The sequence below is a fragment of the Bradyrhizobium sp. USDA 4474 genome (genome assembly GCF_054057515.1).
The window spans coordinates 3,074,516-3,093,321 of sequence record NZ_JBSRZJ010000002.1; the positions used below are offsets into that span (position 1 = coordinate 3,074,516).

The 18,806-nt window shown below is 63.6% G+C and carries 16 protein-coding genes; 9 read left to right on the top strand and 7 right to left on the bottom strand.

Annotated features, from left to right (window positions below; all coding sequences use genetic code 11):
- Nucleotides 1–10: 10 nt before the first annotated feature.
- A complete protein-coding gene (locus tag ACVW16_RS16425) occupies nucleotides 11–352 on the top strand; it encodes a hypothetical protein (protein ID WP_456736951.1) in 342 nt (113 codons plus the stop codon).
- Nucleotides 353–396: 44 nt separating this feature from the next.
- Here ACVW16_RS16425 and ACVW16_RS16430 read toward each other — a convergent pair whose 3' ends face one another.
- The 3 genes from ACVW16_RS16430 to ACVW16_RS16440 form a co-directional block, all read right to left on the bottom strand.
- On the bottom strand, nucleotides 397–1,860 hold the full coding sequence (locus tag ACVW16_RS16430; RefSeq protein WP_456700203.1) for a trehalose-6-phosphate synthase: 1,464 nt from the start codon (nucleotides 1,858–1,860) through the stop codon (nucleotides 397–399).
- 223 nt (nucleotides 1,861–2,083) lie between these two features.
- Nucleotides 2,084–2,905, bottom strand: coding sequence for a trehalose-phosphatase (otsB, locus tag ACVW16_RS16435; protein WP_456736950.1), 822 nt, complete (start codon nucleotides 2,903–2,905; stop codon nucleotides 2,084–2,086).
- Between the two features lie 3 nt (nucleotides 2,906–2,908).
- Nucleotides 2,909–4,396, bottom strand: a complete 1,488-nt coding sequence (locus tag ACVW16_RS16440; protein ID WP_456700205.1) for an MFS transporter — start codon at nucleotides 4,394–4,396, stop codon at nucleotides 2,909–2,911.
- A 129-nt stretch (nucleotides 4,397–4,525) separates the two neighbouring features.
- Here ACVW16_RS16440 and ACVW16_RS16445 point away from each other — a divergent pair, with 129 nt between their 5' ends.
- Nucleotides 4,526–4,897, top strand: a complete 372-nt coding sequence (locus ACVW16_RS16445) for a DUF3175 domain-containing protein (protein WP_456736949.1) — start codon at nucleotides 4,526–4,528, stop codon at nucleotides 4,895–4,897.
- Nucleotides 4,898–4,899: 2 nt separating this feature from the next.
- Here ACVW16_RS16445 and ACVW16_RS16450 read toward each other — a convergent pair whose 3' ends face one another.
- Complete coding sequence (locus ACVW16_RS16450) at nucleotides 4,900–6,939, bottom strand: methyl-accepting chemotaxis protein (RefSeq protein WP_456736947.1); 2,040 nt, start codon at nucleotides 6,937–6,939, stop codon at nucleotides 4,900–4,902.
- A 330-nt stretch (nucleotides 6,940–7,269) separates the two neighbouring features.
- Here ACVW16_RS16450 and ACVW16_RS16455 point away from each other — a divergent pair, with 330 nt between their 5' ends.
- The 5 genes from ACVW16_RS16455 to ACVW16_RS16475 all read left to right on the top strand — a co-directional run bounded on the left by ACVW16_RS16455 (nucleotide 7,270) and on the right by ACVW16_RS16475 (nucleotide 13,707).
- A complete protein-coding gene (locus ACVW16_RS16455) occupies nucleotides 7,270–7,755 on the top strand; it encodes a (2Fe-2S)-binding protein (RefSeq protein ID WP_092231135.1) in 486 nt (161 codons plus the stop codon).
- An 84-nt stretch (nucleotides 7,756–7,839) separates the two neighbouring features.
- Nucleotides 7,840–10,182: a xanthine dehydrogenase family protein molybdopterin-binding subunit gene (locus tag ACVW16_RS16460; RefSeq protein ID WP_456700209.1), complete on the top strand. Its 2,343-nt coding sequence runs from the start codon at nucleotides 7,840–7,842 to the stop codon at nucleotides 10,180–10,182.
- A 14-nt stretch (nucleotides 10,183–10,196) separates the two neighbouring features.
- Nucleotides 10,197–10,997 (top strand): FAD binding domain-containing protein, encoded by an 801-nt coding sequence (locus tag ACVW16_RS16465; protein ID WP_456802373.1) that lies wholly within the window; start codon nucleotides 10,197–10,199, stop codon nucleotides 10,995–10,997.
- 203 nt (nucleotides 10,998–11,200) lie between these two features.
- Entirely contained in the window at nucleotides 11,201–12,313 is a 1,113-nt protein-coding gene (locus tag ACVW16_RS16470; RefSeq protein ID WP_456700211.1) for a CaiB/BaiF CoA transferase family protein, read from the top strand.
- A 77-nt stretch (nucleotides 12,314–12,390) separates the two neighbouring features.
- Nucleotides 12,391–13,707: an MFS transporter gene (locus ACVW16_RS16475; protein WP_456736945.1), complete on the top strand. Its 1,317-nt coding sequence runs from the start codon at nucleotides 12,391–12,393 to the stop codon at nucleotides 13,705–13,707.
- 74 nt (nucleotides 13,708–13,781) lie between these two features.
- On the opposite strand, the gene hppD is transcribed toward ACVW16_RS16475, so the two are convergent.
- Nucleotides 13,782–14,900, bottom strand: a complete 1,119-nt coding sequence (hppD, locus tag ACVW16_RS16480; RefSeq protein WP_456700213.1) for a 4-hydroxyphenylpyruvate dioxygenase — start codon at nucleotides 14,898–14,900, stop codon at nucleotides 13,782–13,784.
- 121 nt (nucleotides 14,901–15,021) lie between these two features.
- Here hppD and ACVW16_RS16485 point away from each other — a divergent pair, with 121 nt between their 5' ends.
- Together ACVW16_RS16485 and ACVW16_RS16490 are read left to right on the top strand one after the other, a co-directional pair.
- Nucleotides 15,022–15,501 (top strand): Lrp/AsnC family transcriptional regulator, encoded by a 480-nt coding sequence (locus ACVW16_RS16485; protein ID WP_456700214.1) that lies wholly within the window; start codon nucleotides 15,022–15,024, stop codon nucleotides 15,499–15,501.
- Between the two features lie 72 nt (nucleotides 15,502–15,573).
- On the top strand, nucleotides 15,574–15,885 hold the full coding sequence (locus tag ACVW16_RS16490; RefSeq protein ID WP_456700215.1) for a DUF1272 domain-containing protein: 312 nt from the start codon (nucleotides 15,574–15,576) through the stop codon (nucleotides 15,883–15,885).
- A gap of 110 nt (nucleotides 15,886–15,995) precedes the next feature.
- On the opposite strand, the gene fahA is transcribed toward ACVW16_RS16490, so the two are convergent.
- Together fahA and hmgA are read right to left on the bottom strand one after the other, a co-directional pair.
- On the bottom strand, nucleotides 15,996–17,267 hold the full coding sequence (gene fahA / locus ACVW16_RS16495; protein WP_456736944.1) for a fumarylacetoacetase: 1,272 nt from the start codon (nucleotides 17,265–17,267) through the stop codon (nucleotides 15,996–15,998).
- Nucleotides 17,268–17,459: 192 nt separating this feature from the next.
- Entirely contained in the window at nucleotides 17,460–18,806 is a 1,347-nt protein-coding gene (gene hmgA / locus ACVW16_RS16500) for a homogentisate 1,2-dioxygenase (protein WP_456736943.1), read from the bottom strand.

Consider the following 18,806-nt stretch of genomic DNA (forward strand, 5'->3'; position numbering starts at 1 on the left):
CGGGGACGCCATGACCATCCGCAAGACCATCGCCGGGTTGAGCCTGATTTTGACCCTTGATGCGACCGTTACAGCGTCCGCCAACGCACAGGCCTGCATCCGACAGGGCGTCGACGTGACGTGCGATGACGGGCGGCGCGGGGTGCTTTCAGGCGATGCCATGCTCTGGCCAGACGGGACCCGCTCCAGCTCCACGCCGCACCAGAGCGTGATCATCGGCAACAAGAGCTCCGTGCATATCGGGCCAGGCGTGTTCGTCGGACAGGGCAAAGGCATGGTGCCGATGGATGATCCGAACGCGCCGAACAAACGGCAATGCGCGATTCTGGATGGCGTGTCGTATTGCTATTGAGGCTTACCGCTCCCCGCAAGAACGAGGAGAGGTCGCAGGCGCGCTTAGATCAATCGCACACCCGAGATCGCCGACTTCAGCCAGCGCAACGCCTGCGGCGGCTGTGCGGCGAGCGGCGCAGCAGCGATCTTCCCGGTGCGGCACTTCTCCAGCTCGGCGACGAAATCCGACGACCATTGCTGGATGGTGTGTCCGCGTAACGTCTTCATCATCGCGTCCCAGCGCATCTTGCGCTCGGTGAGCGGCATCGCGGCAGCGATCGCGATCGCACGGGCCATGCCGTCGATGTCATGCGGATTGACCAGCAGCGCGGTATCGAGCTCATTGGCCGCTCCGGCGAATTTCGACAGCACCAGAACCCCGGGATCGGCCGGGTTCTGCGCGGCGACATATTCCTTGGCAACGAGATTCATGCCGTCATGCAACGGCGTCACCACCCCGATCTGCGCCGTGCGATACAGGCCCGCGAGAACAGCCTGGCTGAAGCCCTTGTTGAGGTAGCGGATCGGCGTCCAGTCAACCTCGCCATGGCGGCCGTTCACGTCGGTGACGAGGCGCGCGACGTCGTTCTGAAGATTGCCATAAGCCTCGATGCCGCCGCGCGACGGGTTGGCGATCTGCAGCAGCGAGATGCTTCGCGCGAACTGCGGCTGGTCGGTCCAGAGCCGATCGAATGCGCTGATGCGGTTGACTAGACCCTTGGAATAATCGAGCCGGTCGACGCCGATCGCGAGCCGCTCACCATTGAGGCTGCGACGCAGCCGCGAGACGTCGGGATGCGAGGCCGACTTCGCGGCATAGGCGGCGAACTTCTCCGCGTCGATGCCGATCGGGAACACTTCGCAGCGCGTGCGGCCGTACTGCGAGAGCACGACGCCGTCCTCGACGACGAGACCAAGTTCAGCGCCGGCGTAGGCAAGGAAATTCTCGCAGTCTGCTTCGGTCTGGAAACCGAGCAGGTCGTAAGCCAGCATCGCCGTAATCAGCTCGCGATGATTGGGCACGCCCTGCATCACCGCAGTAACCGGCCAGGGCGTGTGCAGGAAGAAGCCGATCGGGTCATCGACGCCGAGATCGCGCAGCTCCGCGCCGAGCGCGAGGAAATGATAATCCTGCACCCAAAACGCAGTCCGGGCTTTTCGGAAGCGCATCAGGGCACGCGCCATGAACGCGTTGACCTCGCGATAGCTGACATAGTCGTCGCGCGAGACGCGGATCAAATCGCTGCGCGAATGCAATGCCGGCCACAGCGCCGAGTTTGCGAACCCTTCGTAATAGCCGCCGTAATGTGCCGACGGCAGATCCAGCGTGGCAATCGCGCCGGAACCCAGCGCTTCGATCTCGGCGAACGGTTCCTTCTGATGGCCGTCGCGCACGCGACCGGAGGAACCCACCCAGATGGCCCCCGAATGCTCCACGACGGGAAGCAATGCGGCAGCGAGGCCACCCGTCATCGGCTCGTTAGGCTTACCGCGGGCAACTCGATTTGAAACGACAACCAAGTTCACAGGTCGTCCCCTCCTGTTCATTCCACCCGTTTAACTGCCGTTCATCAATATGGTTCCGGTCATCATTTCTACGAAATGAAACCAAAGTCAGGCGCGTGCGTTGGAACCAGTTTTCTTGAGGGAACCCGGCGATTTCATTCGAGAAAGACAGATTTCGCGCAGCATGAATGGTGCACGCAAGGAACTGCCCCGCGAGACAATGTGGCTGCGCGGTGATGCTGCCTTATTGCAGCCTTGTATCGTCGAGCAGGCGCGCAAGGAACGCGCGCACATCGTTCGGCGCATCGAAGTGACCGTTGACTCCGACGGCGCGCCGACCCACGGAGAAAGAAAGACCGTTCATGTCCGGCATGATGGCGAATACGGTTTCATCCGTGACGTCGTCGCCAATGAAGATCGGACGGCGCCCCCTGAATGGCTCATGCTTCATCAGCTCGCGCACGCCAGTCGCCTTGGTGAAACCGGAATGCTTGATCTCGCAAACGAACTTGCCGGGCAATATTTCGATCGGCGCATTGGGCAGATCCGCCCGGATCAGCGAGACGGCTTCGTAGATCGCCTTTTCGGCGTGGGGCGCGAGGCGGTAATGCAGCGCGAGCGAATAGCCCTTGTCCTCGAGCAGAATGCCGGGGCTGAGCTTTGCGATCGCCGCCAGCCGGCGCTTCAGCTCCTTGTCCATCGGCGGCGCGTGCACGTCGTCGGCTTCGTTGCCGACCGACAGGCGCATCTCCGCACCGTGACCGGCAACGGCGCGAAAGACGTCGGGCGCGAAGATCAGGTCGATGTCGTTGAGCGAACGCCCGCTGACCATCGCCAGCGCGCCCGAGGTGCGCTCCGCTAGCCGGTTCAGCGTCTCCGACAGGCCCGGCGGCACCCACACCTCGCGCGGCGTCGGCATCAGATCGAGCAGCGTCCCGTCGATATCGAGGAGGATCGCGGTTTCGTTGAGATGCGGGACGAGTGCATGAGGCACCGGCACGGCGTGGGGCGCTTCTTCATCCGGCATGGCGCGGTTCTGTTCCAGTTCAGCGAGTTCCGATTTCATAGACTACTCCATAGAAGCGAGCGGCCGCGCGATTTGTTCGAGCGATTTCCGTTCCGCGGAGATGGCGTAGCGCCACGCCACGATCGCAGCCGCGATCATCAGGAATGCCCCCAGCAGATAACCGGCGAACACGCTGTTGCGTGACCCCGTATCGATCAGCGCGCCGAACAGCGCGGGACCAACGACGCCCCCGATGCCGGTGCCGACCGCATAGAACACCGCGATCGCCAGCGCGCGCACTTCGAGCGGGAACGTCTCACTGACGGTGAGATAGGCCGCACTCGCGGCGGGCGAGGCAAAGAAGAAGATCACCATCCAGGCGATGGTCTGCCCCTGCGCACTCAATGCGCCGATCGAGAACAGATAGCCGGACAGTGCCAGCAGCAGGCCCGAGACGCCATAGGTGAACATGATCATGGCGCGCCGGCCGAGCGTATCGAACAAACGGCCGAGCAGCAGCGGACCGAGGAAATTTCCCGCGGCAAACGGCAGCAGGTACCAGCCGACGTGATCGGCGCTGATGTCATAAAAATCCGTCAACACCAGCGCAAAGGTGAAGAAGATCGCATTGTAAAAAAAAGCCTGGGCGACCATCAGCGCGAGGCCGACGAGCGCGCGCTGCCGATAAGTGCCAAACAGCGTGTGCACGACTTCGCTGATCGGGGTGTGATCGCGCATCTTTAACCGCATCTTGGGGAAGCACCGGTCGCTCGTCTCCTGATCGCGTCCGATCACCGAACGCTCGATGTCGTCGACGATCTCATGGGCCTGGTCCGGGCGGCCATGGATCATCAGCCAGCGCGGGCTTTCCGGGATCCACATCCGCATCAACAGCACGACGAGGCCGATGGTCGCGCCGATGAGATAAGCGAGGCGCCAGCCGAGATCCGGGCTGATCACAGCCGGGTCGAGGAGCACGATGGCTGCGACGGCGCCCATCGCCGCGCCGATCCAGAAGCTGCCGTTGATGACCAGATCTGTCCAGCCGCGATAGCGCGCAGGCACCAGCTCCTGGATCGTCGAGTTGATCGCCGTGTACTCACCGCCAATGCCGGCGCCGGTGAGGAAACGGAACAGCGCGTAGCTTGCGATATCCCACGACAGCGCGGTTGCGGCCGTCGCGGAGAGATAAAGTGCGAGCGTGATGAAGAACAATTTTTTTCGGCCGATGCGATCGGTCAGCCAGCCGAAGCCGAGCGCGCCGAGCACGGCACCGGCAAGATAGGCCGAATTGGCGATGCCGAGATCGAGGTTGGAGAAGTGCAGCGTCGGGCTCTGCTTCAGAGCGCCCGAGAGCGCACCGGCCAGCGTCACCTCGAGCCCGTCGAGGATCCAGGTGATGCCGAGCGCCAGCACCACGCGGGTATGAAAGCCGCTCCAGGGCAGCGCATCGAGCCGGGCGGGAATGCTGGTCTCGACGATGCGATCGGCCGCGACCACCGCCGGGATCGCAGGTCCATTCTTCAGCGCTGGGCTCTGCTGCAATTCCATCGCGTTGCTGGGGTCGTGGTATCCGGCATTCCGCCTGCCACCTGCGACAACGTCTGCGGCATCTGCCGGTTCCCTCGGGAACCGTGCCCAATACCGATCGTTTCCGCTTGAGCCGGAAGGAATGGGCGCATGGCTCGAGTCAGAAAGACGACACATTCGCGCAAATCCGCGACGCGCAAGAAGACCAGCGCGAGGCACAGCACCGCACGCAAAGTCGCAAAGCGCGCGGCGCCAAAACGCTGGTCACAGCGTGTGACAAAGGAAAGCGATGCGCTCGACCTCGAGCGCGGCGTGTTCACACTTACGAGCCCAAGGAAGATCGCGATCTCATTGAAGCGCTCGGCCGAGCATAGTTCGCGCCGCAAGACGGGCGCCTATCGCTCCGCGCTATCGATGCTGACGTTCTATATCAACCGCGCGGGCAAGACGTTGCCGAAGACGCAGCGCGAGCGGTTGGAGAAGGCGAAGCTGGAGTTAAAGCGGGCGTTTGGGCGGGCGTGAGGCTACGCCGCGCGGATGTTCGCCATGAAGCGATCGAGCTCGGCGCGGAGGCGGGTGCTTTCGGACGACAGCGTCCTGGCCGAGTGCAGCACCTCTTCCGAGGCCGAACCGGTTTCGGCGGCGCCACGATTGACCTGGCCGATGTCGGTCGCGGCGGTCTGGGTGCCCTGGGCGACGTTCTGGACGCTGCGGGCGATCTCCTGCGTCGCCGCGCCCTGTTGCTCGACCGCGCTCGCAATCGAGGTCGAGATCGACGAAATCTTGCCGATGGTCGTGCCGATCTCCTTGATTGCAGCGACCGATTCGGCAGTCGCGCCTTGCATGCCCGTGATGTGCGAGGAGATCTCGTCCGTAGCTTTTGCCGTTTGGCTCGCCAAGGACTTGACTTCACTGGCAACCACCGCGAAGCCGCGGCCGGCTTCACCGGCGCGGGCCGCTTCAATGGTGGCATTCAGGGCGAGAAGATTGGTCTGCTCGGCGATCGCCGTGATCAGCTTGACGACTTCGCCGATCTGCTGGGCGGCATGCGACAGTTTGCCGATGCGGCCGTCGGTTTCCCTGGCTTGTACCACGGCGGCCTCGGCAATACGGCTGGAATCGCGGACCTGACGGCCGATCTCCTCGACCGACGCCGACAATTCCTCGGTCGCCGTCGCCACCGACTGCATGTTGTTCGAGGCCTGCTCGGATACGCCGGCGACCTGGCTCGACAGGGTCTGCGTGGTCTCGGCGGTGCGGGTCAGCGTCGACGCTGACGCTTCAAGCTGTACGGCGGATGCCGAGACGTTCGACACGATAGCGCCGACCGCGGTCTCGAAGTCGTCGGCGAAGCGGATCAGCTCGGAGCGGCGAGCAGCGCTCGCCTCCTTGTTCTGGGCTTCGCTGGCAGCGGCATCGCGCTCGGCCTTGGCCACCGCCTGAACCTTGAACTCCTCGACTGCACCGGCCATCTCGCCGATCTCGTCCTTGCGGCCGAGCCCAGGCAGCACGACGTCGAAATTGCCCGAGGCAAGCTCGCGCATCGCCTTGCACATTGCGATCATCGGCCGCGAGATGCCGGTGCCGAGCAGGAAGGCCAACACCGCGCCGAGCAGCGTGCCGCCAACGGCGAGCATCAGGACCAGTTCCTCGGTCTTGCCGATGGTCGCTGCCGATTCCGAATCCAGCCGCTGCTGTTCGGCCACCAGATCCGCCTTCATGGCAGTGGCGCCTTGAAGGATGGCGCCCGCCGAGCCGCTCATCTCGGTGACGAGATCGTCGACCAGCTTGGCGTTGGCGATGAGCTTCTCCAGCGCTTCACGGTAGGCGGCGAGGATGGTCTTGGCGTCTTTCAGGCCGGAGACGATCTTGTCGTCCATGGAATAGACCGCCCCAAGCGAGTTATCGACGAATTTCAGCCGCGCCAGGGCACTGCTCGCGATCGACTGGTCGGACGTCAGCACGAAATTGGTCGCCGCCGCGCTCGCGGTCTGGAACTGGGCGTTGACCTGCTTGGTGCCGAACTCGATGGCCTGCGCCTCGGAATCGGAGGCGTTGTTGCCGATGTCGTCGAGCTTGTATTTCAGCAGATTGGCCTGCCGCGTGAGTTGGTTCTGCACCAGCAGCGTGCTGTCACGCTTGGCCTGGAGGACCTTGGCGAAGGTGGCGGAGAAATTCGAGAACTCCTTGGCGAGCTTGTCGAGGCTGTCCTGCCGCGCCGGGGCCTTGGCGCTCTTGACGGCCTGGTCGATCGCGTTTTTCAGGCCCGCCTGCGCCTCCAGCGCCGCCTTGGCGTCGTCTTCCTTGCCGGTGACGACGAAAAATTTGGCGGCTGAGCGGTAGGCGAGCAGCTCGCGGTCGATGTTGCGGGCGAGGTCGGCCTCCGAGACGCTGCTGCGGTAGGAGCCGACACCGGAGGAGACCCGCTCGAAGCCGAAATAGGCAAACGCCATGCTCCCGGCGGAGATCACCAGCACCGCGGCAAAGCCGAGCATGATCTTGGCGCGGAACCGGAGGGTCGGAAATATGCTGCGCTTAGACGGCGACGCGGTACGCCCGGACATTCCTACCCCCATTATTGCCTTCAACCGCGATCCGGAGGCGCCCCGCCCCCGGACCTGGATGCGCAAAACTAGGGCACAATCGATAAAAGGCGGTAAATTCGTCACGCCCGTGCAATTCCAGGTGACGTCGGAGAACGAGCGACGGACGGGAATGACGGCTGGCATCCCAGCCATCTTGTCGCCAGCTCCGCCTTTTCCGGGCAAGTTATTGCGCCTTCGTCCGGACCAATGACTTTTCCATGACCGGCGCGACCAAAATCTTAGTTGCAAAGTTCCGGGTCGCTGTCTCTAATTAGAAACAATCAAAATCATCCCGGGAGGATCACAACCGTGTCTACAGTCAAACTGACGGTGAACGGCAAGGCCGTCGCTGTCGACGTCGAGGACCGCACGCTGCTGGTCCATCTCTTGCGCGACCACCTCAACCTCACCGGGACCCATGTCGGCTGCGACACCAGCCAGTGCGGGGCCTGCGTCGTCCACATCGACGGCAGGGCCGTGAAATCCTGCACCATGCTGGCCGGCCAGGCTGATGGTGCCAGCGTCACCACGATCGAAGGCATCGCCAAGGGGGACGAGCTGCATCCGATGCAGGCGGCCTTCCGCGACAATCACGGCCTTCAGTGCGGCTATTGCACCCCGGGCATGATCATGTCGGCGATCGACATCGTGCACCGCCATGGCGGCCAGCTCGACGAGACCACGGTCCGTCACGAGCTCGAAGGCAACATCTGCCGCTGCACCGGCTATCACAACATCGTCAAAGCCGTGCTCGACGCAGCCGGACGCATGAAGGTCTCGCAGGCGGCCGAGTAAAGCGGCTCGCCTCGAAAAAGGAACTACCGCTGCCGCTTTCGAGGGAAAGCGCGGTCGAAACAATTCCGGTCGGGAGGACCAGACATGGGTGTTGAAGGCATCGGCGCGCGAGTCGTGCGCAAGGAAGACAAGCGTTTCATTACCGGCAAGGGCCGGTACGTTGACGACATCAAGTTGCTGGGCATGACCCATGCCCATTTCATCCGCAGCCCGCACGCGCACGCCAAGGTCAAGAAGATCGATTCGTCCGCGGCGCTGAAGATGCCGGGCGTGGTCGCAGTGCTCACCGGAAAAGAACTCGTCGACGACAAGGTCGGCAATCTCATCTGCGGCTGGGCCATCACCTCCAAGGACGGCAGCCCCATGAAGATGGGCGCATGGCCGGCGATGGCGCCGGAGACGGTGCGCTTCGTCGGTCAGGCCGTTGCCGTCGTGATTGCCGACAGCAAGAATCTCGCACGCGACGCGGCTGAAGCCGTCACCGTCGATTACGAAGAGCTCCCGGCCGTCGCCGACGTTCGCGCTGCGATCAAGTCGGGCGCACCGCAGCTTCACCCCGAGGCCCCCGGCAACCAGGTCTATGACTGGGTGATCGGTGACGAGGGCGCGACCGATGCCGCCTTCGCCAAGGCCGCCAATGTCGTCAAGCTCGACGTCACCAACAACCGCCTCGCGCCCAACGCGATGGAGCCGCGCGCGGCGATCGCCGATTACGATGCGGCGGAGGAGCACTTCACGCTCTATACGACCTCGCAAAACCCACACGTCGCCCGCCTCGTGCTGTCGGCGTTCTACAACATCGCCCCCGAGCACAAGCTGCGCGTGATCGCCCCCGATGTCGGCGGCGGCTTCGGTTCGAAAATCTTCATCTACCCGGAAGAGATGGTAGCGCTGTGGGCCTCCAAGAAGGTCGGCCGTCCCGTGAAATGGACCGGCGACCGCACCGAGGCCTTCCTCACCGACGCGCATGGCCGCGACCACGTCACCCACGCCGAGATGGCGTTCGACGCCAACAACAAGATCACCGGCCTCAAGGTGAAGACCTACGCGAATTTCGGCGCCTACATGTCGCTGTTCTCGTCGTCGGTGCCGACCTATCTCTACGCGACGCTGCTGTCGGGCCAGTACAACATCCCGGCGATCCATGCCGAGGTGATCGGCGTCTACACCAACACCACGCCGGTCGATGCCTATCGCGGCGCGGGCCGTCCCGAGGCGAGCTATCTGATCGAACGTCTGATGGAGACGGCGGCTCGGCAGTTGAACGTCGATCCGGCCGCGCTGCGCCGGACCAACTTCATCACCCAGTTCCCGCATCAGACGCCCGTGATCATGGCCTATGACGCCGGCGACTTCAACGCCTCGCTCGATGCCGCGATGAAGGCGATCGACTATGCCGGCTTCCCCGCACGCAAGGCCAAGGCGAAAGCCGACGGCAAGCTGCGCGGCATCGGCGTGTCCTGCTACATCGAAGCCTGCGGCATCGCGCCGTCGAAGGCGGTCGGCAGCCTCGGTGCCGGCGTCGGTCTGTGGGAATCCGCGGAGGTGCGCGTCAATCCGGTCGGCACCATCGAGATCCTCACGGGCTCGCACAGCCACGGCCAGGGACACGAGACGACGTTCTGCCAGCTCGTCGCGGATCGCCTCGGCGTTCCCATCAGCCAGGTCTCGATCGTCCACGGCGACACCGACAAGGTGCAGTTCGGCATGGGCACCTACGGCTCGCGCTCCGCGGCCGTTGGTCTCACCGCGATCCTGAAAGCCATGGAGAAGATGGAATCCAAGGCCAAGAAGATCGCAGCCCATGCGCTCGAAGCCTCCGAGGCCGACATTGTCATCGAGAACGGCGAGTTCAAGGTGACAGGGACCGACAAGGCGATCGCGCTGCCGATGGTCGCGCTCGCGGCCTACACCGCGCACAATCTGCCTGACGGGATGGAGCCGGGCCTGAAGGAGAGCGCTTTCTACGACCCTTCCAACTTCACCTTCCCGGCCGGTGCTTACATCTGCGAGCTCGAGGTCGATCCCGGAACCGGCAAGACCTCCTTCGTCAACTTCGTGGCGGCCGACGATTTCGGCCGGCTGATCAACCCGATGATCGTCGAAGGTCAGGTCCATGGCGGCCTTGCCCAGGGCATCGGGCAGGCATTGCTCGAGCACGCGATCTACGATGCCAACGGCCAGCCTGTCACGGCCTCGTTCATGGATTATTCCATGCCGCGCGCCGACGATCTGCCCTCGTTCAATCTCTCCCACACCACGACGCTCTGCCCGGGCAATCCCCTGGGCATCAAAGGCTGCGGTGAGGCCGGCGCGATCGGCGCCTCCGCCGCCGTGATCAACGCGATCACGGATGCGATCGGCAAGAACAACCTGGAAATGCCCGCAACCCCTGACCGGGTGTGGCGCACGATCCACGCGGCTTGAGAGGAGGAACGAAGATGTATCCGACCATCTATCATCGCGCATCCTCGGTCGACGAAGCCGCCAGCCTGTTCGGCAAGAGCAGCGAGGCGAAATTCCTTGCCGGCGGCCAGACGCTGCTGCCGGTGATGAAGCAGCGGCTCGCCAGTCCCTCCGACGTCATCGATCTCGGCAAGATCAAGGAGCTGCAGGGTGTCGAGTTGTCGGGCGACTTGCTGACCATCAAGGCCGCCACGACCTATTACGACATCATTACGAATGCCGATGTGAAAAAAGCGATTCCGGCAATCGCCTATCTCACCTCGGTGCTGGGCGACCCCGCCGTGCGTTACCGCGGCACGATCGGCGGCTCGATCGCCAACAACGATCCGGCCGCCGACTTCCCGGCAGCGCTGCTCGCGCTTGCCGCGACCGTGCAGACCAACAAGCGGTCGATCTCGGCGGAAGATTTCTTCAAGGGCCTGTTCACCACGGCGCTCGAAGATGGCGAGATCATCACTGCCGTCTCGTTTCCGGTGCCTGCAAAAGCAGGTTACGAGAAGATGCGGCATCCCGCCTCGCGTTTCGCGCTGACCGGCGTGTTCGTTGCGCAGACGAAATCGGGTGAGGTCCGCGTCGCGGCGACCGGCGCCTCGCAGAGCGGTGTCATGCGGGTACCCCCGATCGAAGCCGCGCTGAAGACGAACTGGTCGCCGGCGGCGCTGGACAACGTCAGCATTCCCGCAAGCGGGTTGCTGGCGGACATCCACGGCACGGCGGAGTACCGCGCCAACCTCGTCAAGGTGATGGCGCAGCGCGCGGTGACCGCTGCAGGCTGAAATCTCGTCCTAGCGCCTCAACACAAATCTTCCGCGGCGTGCAGCAATGCGCGCCGCTTTTTTGATGGGCCCATGCATGAAAAGCGCTTGCCTCGCCGGCATGAAGGCGAGAAGAGTTAATCAGCCGATTAACTCGCCCAGAGAGGCATGTCGGAACGCGCCTGCTGAACCACCGGCATCGCCCCTACCCGAGGAAGCAACACGTGCTCGATAAACCCGCCCAAAACGCATCCGTTGGCACGTCCGGTCCGCTCGCCGGCTTTCGAATCGTCGAATTCGCAGGCATCGGACCCGGCCCGTTCGCCTGCATGATGCTGGCCGACATGGGTGCCGATGTGGTCACGCTGGACCGCGTCGGCGCAAAGAAGAGCATGAAGTCGGTCGCGGGGCGCGGTCGCAAGTTGATCGAACTCGATCTCAAGGACAAGGCGGCGATCGCACAGGTGCTCGACCTGCTCGCCGGCGCCGACGCGCTGGTCGAAGGCTTTCGCCCCGGCGTGATGGAGCGGCTCGGCCTCGGCCCTGACGTCGTGCTCGCACGCAATCCAAGACTCGTTTACGGCCGCATGACCGGCTGGGGCCAGGAAGGGCCTCTCGCGAATGCCGCCGGCCACGACATCAACTACATCTCCATCACCGGCGCGCTCGCCGCGATCGGCACCGAGGAAGCGCCGGTGCCGCCGCTCAACCTGGTCGGCGACTTCGGAGGCGGCGCACTCTACCTCGTCGTCGGCGTGCTCGCCGCGCTGCTGGAGGCATCCAGGTCCGGTAAGGGCCAGGTCGTCGATGCCGCAATGTGCGACGGCGCGGCATCGTTGATGTCGTTCTTCTTCGACATGAAGACGCTCGGCCGCTGGACCGAAGGCCGCAACCGGAATTTTCTGGACGGCGGTGCACACTTCTACGGCGTCTATGAATGCGCCTGCGGCCATTTCGTTTCGATCGGCTCGATCGAGCCGCAGTTCTACGCGCTGCTGCGAGAGCACGCGGGACTGACCGATGCCGATTTCGACGCACAGATGGATCCCAAGGCCTGGCCTGCGCTGAAGGAAAAGCTGAGGGCCGTGTTCAAGAGCAAGACGCGCGAGGCTTGGTGCAGGATCATGGAAGGCACCGACATCTGCTTCGCGCCTGTTCTGACCATGTCCGAAGCGACCAAGCACCCGCACATGGTCGCCCGCAATGTCTTCATCGAGCGCCATGGCGTGAAGCAGCCTGCGCCCGCGCCGCGCTTCTCGCGCACACAGTCCACGGTCCGCGAGCCGGAGGGCGCCGAGATCTCCGCGGTGACGGCTGCTTGGAACGCGGGCCGCTAGGGCGCGCCTGAGGGTTGCAAGCAGGCACCCTTTTCGCGCCACGTCGCATTCCTACAAGTGACACAAGGTGCTTCCCCGTGAACAAGACTGACAGCCCGCGTCCCTCTCAAACCATGCGCGTCGGCGCGGCCATTCTCGGCAACGCGCTCGAGTTCTACGATTTCACTGTCTACGCCGCCTTCGCCGTTTTTCTCGCCAAGGCCTTCTTTCCGGCTGACAATCCGAATACGAGTCTGCTGCTCACGGTCGCGACCTTTGGCGTCGGCTTCGTGGCGCGGCCGCTCGGCGGCATCCTGATCGGCGCCTATGCCGATCGCTACGGCCGCAAGCCGGCGATGACGCTGACCATCTGGCTGATGGCGCTGGGCACCGGCATGATCGGCCTGCTGCCGACATACGACCAGATCGGCTTGCTCGCACCCGTACTGTTGGTGCTCGCGCGGCTGCTGCAAGGTTTTTCGACCGGCGGCGAGATGGGACCGGCCACGACCTATCTGCTGGAAAGCGCGCCTGCGCATCGCAAGGGCTTCTTCGGTAGCTGGCAGCTTGCCAGCCAGAACCTGGGCGGCCTGTTCTCCGCACTCGTCGGCCTCGGCCTTGCCTTTCTGATCACGCCCGGCGCCAATGACAGCTGGGGCTGGCGTGTTCCCTTCCTGCTCGGGATCCTGATCGCGCCGGTCGGCTACTTCATCCGCAGGAATCTCGACGAAACGCTGGATGCCGAAGAGGCCCATGGCAGCGTCGGCGGCGTGCTCTCCGATATCCTGGCCAACCACTGGGGCAAGATCGTGCTCTGCATCTTGCTGATCTCGGGCGCGACCATCGGCCAGTACTTTTTCCTCTACACCGCGACCTACGCGATCAACACGCTGCATTACAGCCAGGGCTGGGCGATGACGGCCAACTTCGCGACCTTCGTCAGCGGCACGATCTTCGCGCTGCTCGGCGGGGCGCTGGCGGACAAATACGGCCTGAAGACGATCGCCGTGGTCCCACGCATCATCGTGACGTTGCTGTTCTATCCCGCGTTGCTGCTGGTGGTCTCCTCGGGCTCGCCAATCGTCTACGTCGTCACCGCCGCCGTGCTGATGGCGTTCCATGCCATGTCGGGCGGCGCCGGCATCATCCTCATTCCCTTGATCTTCCCCGCGATCGTCCGCACCAGCGGACTGTCGATCGCCTACGCGCTCGGCGTCACCATCTTTGGCGGCACGGCACAGCTCATGTTCACCTGGATCATCGGAGCGACGGGCGACAAGCTGTCATGGGTCTGGTACGTCGTCGCCATGGGCGCCATCAGCATCCTCGCCACGATCGCGATACGGGTGCCTGACGGAGACGAACGGACACGGGATGCCGTAGCCGGCGCAGCCGTGGCGAGTTCGTCGAGCTGAAATAAGCGGCCGTCCCGGCGAAGGCCGGAACGACACCTGTTTTGACGCGACAGTGTGCCTGACGGGCGACGACGCTACGCCGCCGTGTCCACCTTCAGCACCCCGCGCCGGATCTGATCTTCCTCGATCGACTCGAACAGGGCCTTGAAATTGCCCTCGCCAAAGCCGTCGTCACCCTTGCGCTGGATGAACTCGAAGAAGATCGGCCCTATCGCGTTCGCGGAGAAGATCTGCAGCAGCACCTTGGTCTGGCCACCGTCGACCACGCCCTCGCCATCGATCAGAATGCCGTTCTTCCGGAGACGCGCAACGTCCTCACCGTGATTGGGCAGGCGCGTATCGACCTTCTCGAAATAGGTGTCAGGCGGTGACGGCATGAACGGCAGGCCGGCTTCGCGCAGACTTTCGATGGTGCGATGGATGTCCCGGCAACCGCAGGCGATGTGCTGAATGCCTTCGCCGCGATAGGTCGTCAGATATTCCTCGATCTGGCCGGAATCACCGGCGTCCTCGTTGATCGGAATCCGTATCTTGCCGTCCGGGCTGGTCAGCGCGCGGGAGAACAGGCCCGACGCACGGCCCTCGATGTCGAAGAATCGGATTTGACGGAAGTTGAACAGCTTCTCGTAGAAGCCGGTCCAGACATCCATCCGGCCGCGATGGACGTTGTGCGTGAGATGGTCGAGATAGAACAGGCCGGCTCCAGCCGGGCGCGGATCGCGCGCACCCAGCCACTCAAACTCGCAATCATAGGCCGAGCCCTTGCCGCCGTAGCGATCGACCAAATAGAGCAGGCTGCCGCCGATGCCCTTGATGGCGGGCACATCGAGCGTCTTCTGCCCGGATGACGCTTCTGCCGGCTCTGCGCCGAGCGCAATCGCGCGGTCATACGCTGCCTTCGCATCGACGACGCGAAACGCCATCGATGGAGCGCAGGGGCCGTGCGCGGCAACGAAGTCGGTACCATGGGTTCCGGGCTGCTCGTTGACGAGATAGTTGATGTCGCCCTGGCGATAAACAGTGATTGTCTTGGTCTTGTGACGCGCGACGGGCGTGTAGCCCATCAGCTTGAACAGATCGTGCAGCTCTTGCGGATTCGGGTGCGCGTATTCGACGAACTCGAATCCGTCGGTGCCCATCGGATTGTCGGCGGTAACAGTGGCCGGCGGTGCATCGTGCGGAAACGGACCCATGGCGCTCTCCCAAATTGCTGCTGGAAAGAACTATCCTTCACATGACGCGCAATGAGCGTGCAAACGGGGCGCAATTTCGTTATCTTATGCACGATCCGTGCATATAATGGACAAACAGCGCATGATTTCCGTGGATGCGTTCGACCTCAAGATCCTGGGCGCGCTCCAGGACGATGGCCGCCTGACCAACCAGGAACTCGCTGATCTGGCAGGCCTCTCGGCCTCCCAATGCTCGCGGCGGCGGATGCGGCTGGAAGACGAGAATGTGATCTCGGGCTATCACGCCGACCTCTCCAGCGAGGCGCTCGGCTTCGGCGTGATCGCCTTCATCCAGGTCGGCCTTGCGACCCACTCGCCGGACAATTCCAAACGCTTCCGCGCCCTGGTGAACCGCATCGACGAGATCCAGGAGGCTTATTCGCTGACGGGTGACGCCGATTACGTGCTCAAAGCCGTGCTGCGCGATCTCAAGGGCCTCTCCAACCTCGTCAACGACGTCCTGATGCCGCACCAGAGCGTTGCGCATGTGCGCTCCTCGATCGTGCTGGACAGGCTGAAGGAAAGCTCACGGCTGCCGCTGAAGGAAATCAAGCCCGGCTGAAATCGAGGGAAATGCGGCATTCGCGCGGCGCGCGCGATCTGCGATGATCCGTCAACGCCCGGAGATACAATCATGGCCCTCCAGCTTCGACCGAACTGCGAATATTGCGATCGCGACCTGCCGCCTGACGCCATTGACGCGCGGATCTGCTCCTATGAATGCACGTTCTGTGCGGATTGCGTCGAGACCAAGCTCTCCAACGTCTGCCCGAACTGCGGCGGCGGCTTCGCACCACGGCCGATCCGGCCGACGCAGGAATGGCGGCCGGGCGTGTGCACGAGCAAGCAGGCGCCGTCGGACAAGCGTGTGCATTTGAAGTACAGCGTCGACGATGTCGCGGCGCATTGCGCGCGGGTCAAAAGCGTGCCGCCGGAGAAGCGATAGGCTCTCTCCGCGCCGTCATTGCGGCAATCCAATCTGTCGTCGCGGAGACAGTCTGGATTGCTCCGTCGCTTCGCTCCTCGCAATGACGGAGATCGGAGCAATGGTGGAGGCTACTCCGCCGGCAAAATCGTCCCCTCGACTTCACCGAACCCGACACGGTAGCCATTGCCCTGGCACCAGCCGCGCATGACGAGGCTGTCGCCGTCCTCCAGGAACGAACGCTTTGCGCCGCCGGGCAGCTCGACCGGCTCGGTGCCGTTCCAGCTGATTTCGAGCAAGCTTCCGCGCTGATTCTTCTCCGGACCTGAGATGGTGCCGCTCCCAAGGAGATCGCCGACATTCATCGCGCAGCCGGAGGAGGCGTGGTGCATCAGCTGCTGCACGGAAGACCAATACATGTATTTGAAGTTGGTGCGGCTGATGCCGGCGGGCGCATTCGCTCCGGCGGCGCGCAAGGAGACGTCGAGCTCCAGATCGTAGTTCTGTGGCTTGGCCTGCTTGAGATAGTCGAGCGGCACCGGCTCCTGCGCGGGCCCCTTCAGGCGGAACGGCTCCAGCGCCTCGCGCGTCACTACCCACGGGCTGATCGAGGTTGCAAAGGCCTTGGCGAGGAACGGGCCCAGCGGGACATATTCCCATTGCTGGATGTCGCGCGCGCTCCAGTCGTTGAGCAGCACGAAGCCGAAGATCATCTCTTCGGCCTGGCTCTCCGTCAGCATGCCACCCATGGCCGAGGGCTGGCCAATCACAACGCCCATCTCCAGCTCGAAATCGAGCCGCTTGCATGGGCCGAAACTCGGCGCATCGGCATTCGGCGGCTTCAGCTGGCCGCGCGGCCGCTTCACCCTGGTGCCGGAGACGACGACGGTCGAGGCGCGACCGTTATACGCGATCGGCATGTGCAGCCAGTTCGGCTGGAGCGCATTATCCTTGCCGCGGAACATGACACCAACATTGGTGGCGTGCTCCTTCGAGGAATAGAAATCGGTGTAGCCGGAGACCGCGAACGGAAGATGCAGCCTTGCATCGCGCACCGGCACCAGCGCCTGCCGGCGCAGTTCCTCGTTGTCGCGCAGCTCCGGGTGATCGTGACGCAGCAGCTCGCTGATGCGCGCCCGCGTCCTGGTCCAGACCTTTGGCCCGAGCGCCATGAAGGCATTCAACGAAGGTCCGGAGAACACGCCGAGCGCTCCGACATCGAGGCGAGAATCCTGCTCGAGCTCCCAGAGATCGAGCACGTAATTGCCGATTGCGACGCCGACGCGCGGCGTGGGGTTGGCCGCGGTCGAGAACACGCCATAGGGCAGGTTCTGGATCGGGAAATCGGAGGCGGGATCGATTTCGATGAAGGAGCGGAGGCTGGGGTCGTTGGGGTGAGGCATGGGTTTCCCGTGGAAACGGTGACGGTATCACCCTCCCGTGGAGGGGGAAGGTCGGCTCATATTGAGCGCCGCGAAATAGGAGACGGGGTGGGGTGATCCCTCAACATGGACCGCGTTGGATGTGGAGAGACCGTCACCCCGCCCCGCTCGCTATCGCGAGCGACCCTCCCCCTCCAGGGAGGGTAAGAAGCCTCACGGCTTGTTCGGATCGAACCGCTTCTCCAGTCCCTTCCAGCAATCTGCATAATCGTCCTGCAGCGTCGCCGCGTTCGCGGCGTGCGCGGTGACGCGCTGCGGGTAGCGGGTCTCGAACATGAAGGCCATGGTGCCCGTCAGCTTCACCGGCTTCAGCTCGCCGTTGCTGGCGTGCTCGAAGGCGTCACGGTCGGGGCCGTGGGGCAGCATGCAATTGTGGAGCGAGATACCGCCTGGGACAAAGCCTTGCGGCTTTGCGTCGTAGACACCGTAGATCAGGCCCATGAACTCGCTCATGATGTTCATGTGATACCAGGGCGGGCGGAAGGTGTTGTCGGCGACCATCCAGCGCTCGGGGAAGATGACGAAGTCGATGTTCGCGGTGCCCGCCGTCTCCGACGGCGAGGTCAGCACCGTGAAGATCGAGGGATCGGGATGGTCGAAGCCGATCGCGCCGACCGGCGAGAATGTGCGCAGGTCGTATTTGTAAGGCGCGTAATTGCCATGCCAGGCGACGACGTCGACCGGCGAATGCGGCAGCGTCGTCTTGAACAGTGAGCCGCCCCATTTCACGAACAGCTCGCTCGGCGTATCCTTGTCCTCGTAATCCGCAACCGGCGTGAGGAAGTCGCGCGCGTTGGCCAGGCAGTTGGCGCCGATCGGTCCGCGCTCCGGCAGCGTGAAGGCGCCGCCGTAGTTTTCGCAGAGATAGCCACGCGCAGGACCATCAGGAATCTCGACGCGGAATTTCACGCCGCGCGGGATCACGACGATCTCGCCGGGCTCGGCGTCGATGCGGCCGAATTCGGTGACGAGGCGAAGATTACCCTGCTGGAGCACGAACATCAGCTCGCCGTCGGCATTGTAGAAATGCTGGTCCACCATCGATTTGGTGATGAGATAGACATGCGCGGCCATGCCGGCCTGCGTATTCACGTCACCGGCTGTCGTCATGGTCTGCACGCCCTGCAGGAACGTCACCTCCTCCTTCGGCAACGGCGCGGGGTCCCAGCGCAGCTGCGCGATCGGCAGATCGTATTCATGGCACGGCGCCGAGCGCCACAGACCGGCATCGACCTTCTCGAAGCGTCCCGAATGCTTCACCGAGGGACGGATGCGATAGAGCCAGGAGCGCTCATTGGTGCCACGCGGCGCCGTGAACGGCGAGCCCGACAGCTGCTCGGCGTAGAGGCCGTAAGCACAGCGCTGCGGCGAATTTCGGCCGATCGGCAGCGCCCCCGGCAGCGCCTCGGTCTCGAAACTGTTGCCGAAACCGGACATGTAGCCCGGGGTCACCTGGGCCGAACTGCGAACGATCTGATCCGGCGAGGTATTGATGTTCAT

Bases quoted from the DNA above. Each gene is read 5' to 3' on its own strand.
- ACVW16_RS16425 (WP_456736951.1), top strand. From the start codon at position 11: ATGACCATCCGCAAGACCATCGCCGGGTTGAGCCTGATTTTGACCCTT.
- otsB (WP_456736950.1), bottom strand. From the start codon at position 2,905: ATGAAATCGGAACTCGCTGAACTGGAACAGAACCGCGCCATGCCGGAT.
- ACVW16_RS16440 (WP_456700205.1), bottom strand. From the start codon at position 4,396: ATGGAATTGCAGCAGAGCCCAGCGCTGAAGAATGGACCTGCGATCCCG.
- ACVW16_RS16445 (WP_456736949.1), top strand. From the start codon at position 4,526: ATGGCTCGAGTCAGAAAGACGACACATTCGCGCAAATCCGCGACGCGC.
- ACVW16_RS16450 (WP_456736947.1), bottom strand. From the start codon at position 6,939: ATGTCCGGGCGTACCGCGTCGCCGTCTAAGCGCAGCATATTTCCGACC.
- ACVW16_RS16460 (WP_456700209.1), top strand. From the start codon at position 7,840: ATGGGTGTTGAAGGCATCGGCGCGCGAGTCGTGCGCAAGGAAGACAAG.
- ACVW16_RS16465 (WP_456802373.1), top strand. From the start codon at position 10,197: ATGTATCCGACCATCTATCATCGCGCATCCTCGGTCGACGAAGCCGCC.
- hppD (WP_456700213.1), bottom strand. From the start codon at position 14,900: ATGGGTCCGTTTCCGCACGATGCACCGCCGGCCACTGTTACCGCCGAC.
- ACVW16_RS16485 (WP_456700214.1), top strand. From the start codon at position 15,022: ATGATTTCCGTGGATGCGTTCGACCTCAAGATCCTGGGCGCGCTCCAG.
- ACVW16_RS16490 (WP_456700215.1), top strand. From the start codon at position 15,574: ATGGCCCTCCAGCTTCGACCGAACTGCGAATATTGCGATCGCGACCTG.
- fahA (WP_456736944.1), bottom strand. From the start codon at position 17,267: ATGCCTCACCCCAACGACCCCAGCCTCCGCTCCTTCATCGAAATCGAT.
- hmgA (WP_456736943.1), bottom strand. From the start codon at position 18,806: ATGAACATCAATACCTCGCCGGATCAGATCGTTCGCAGTTCGGCCCAG.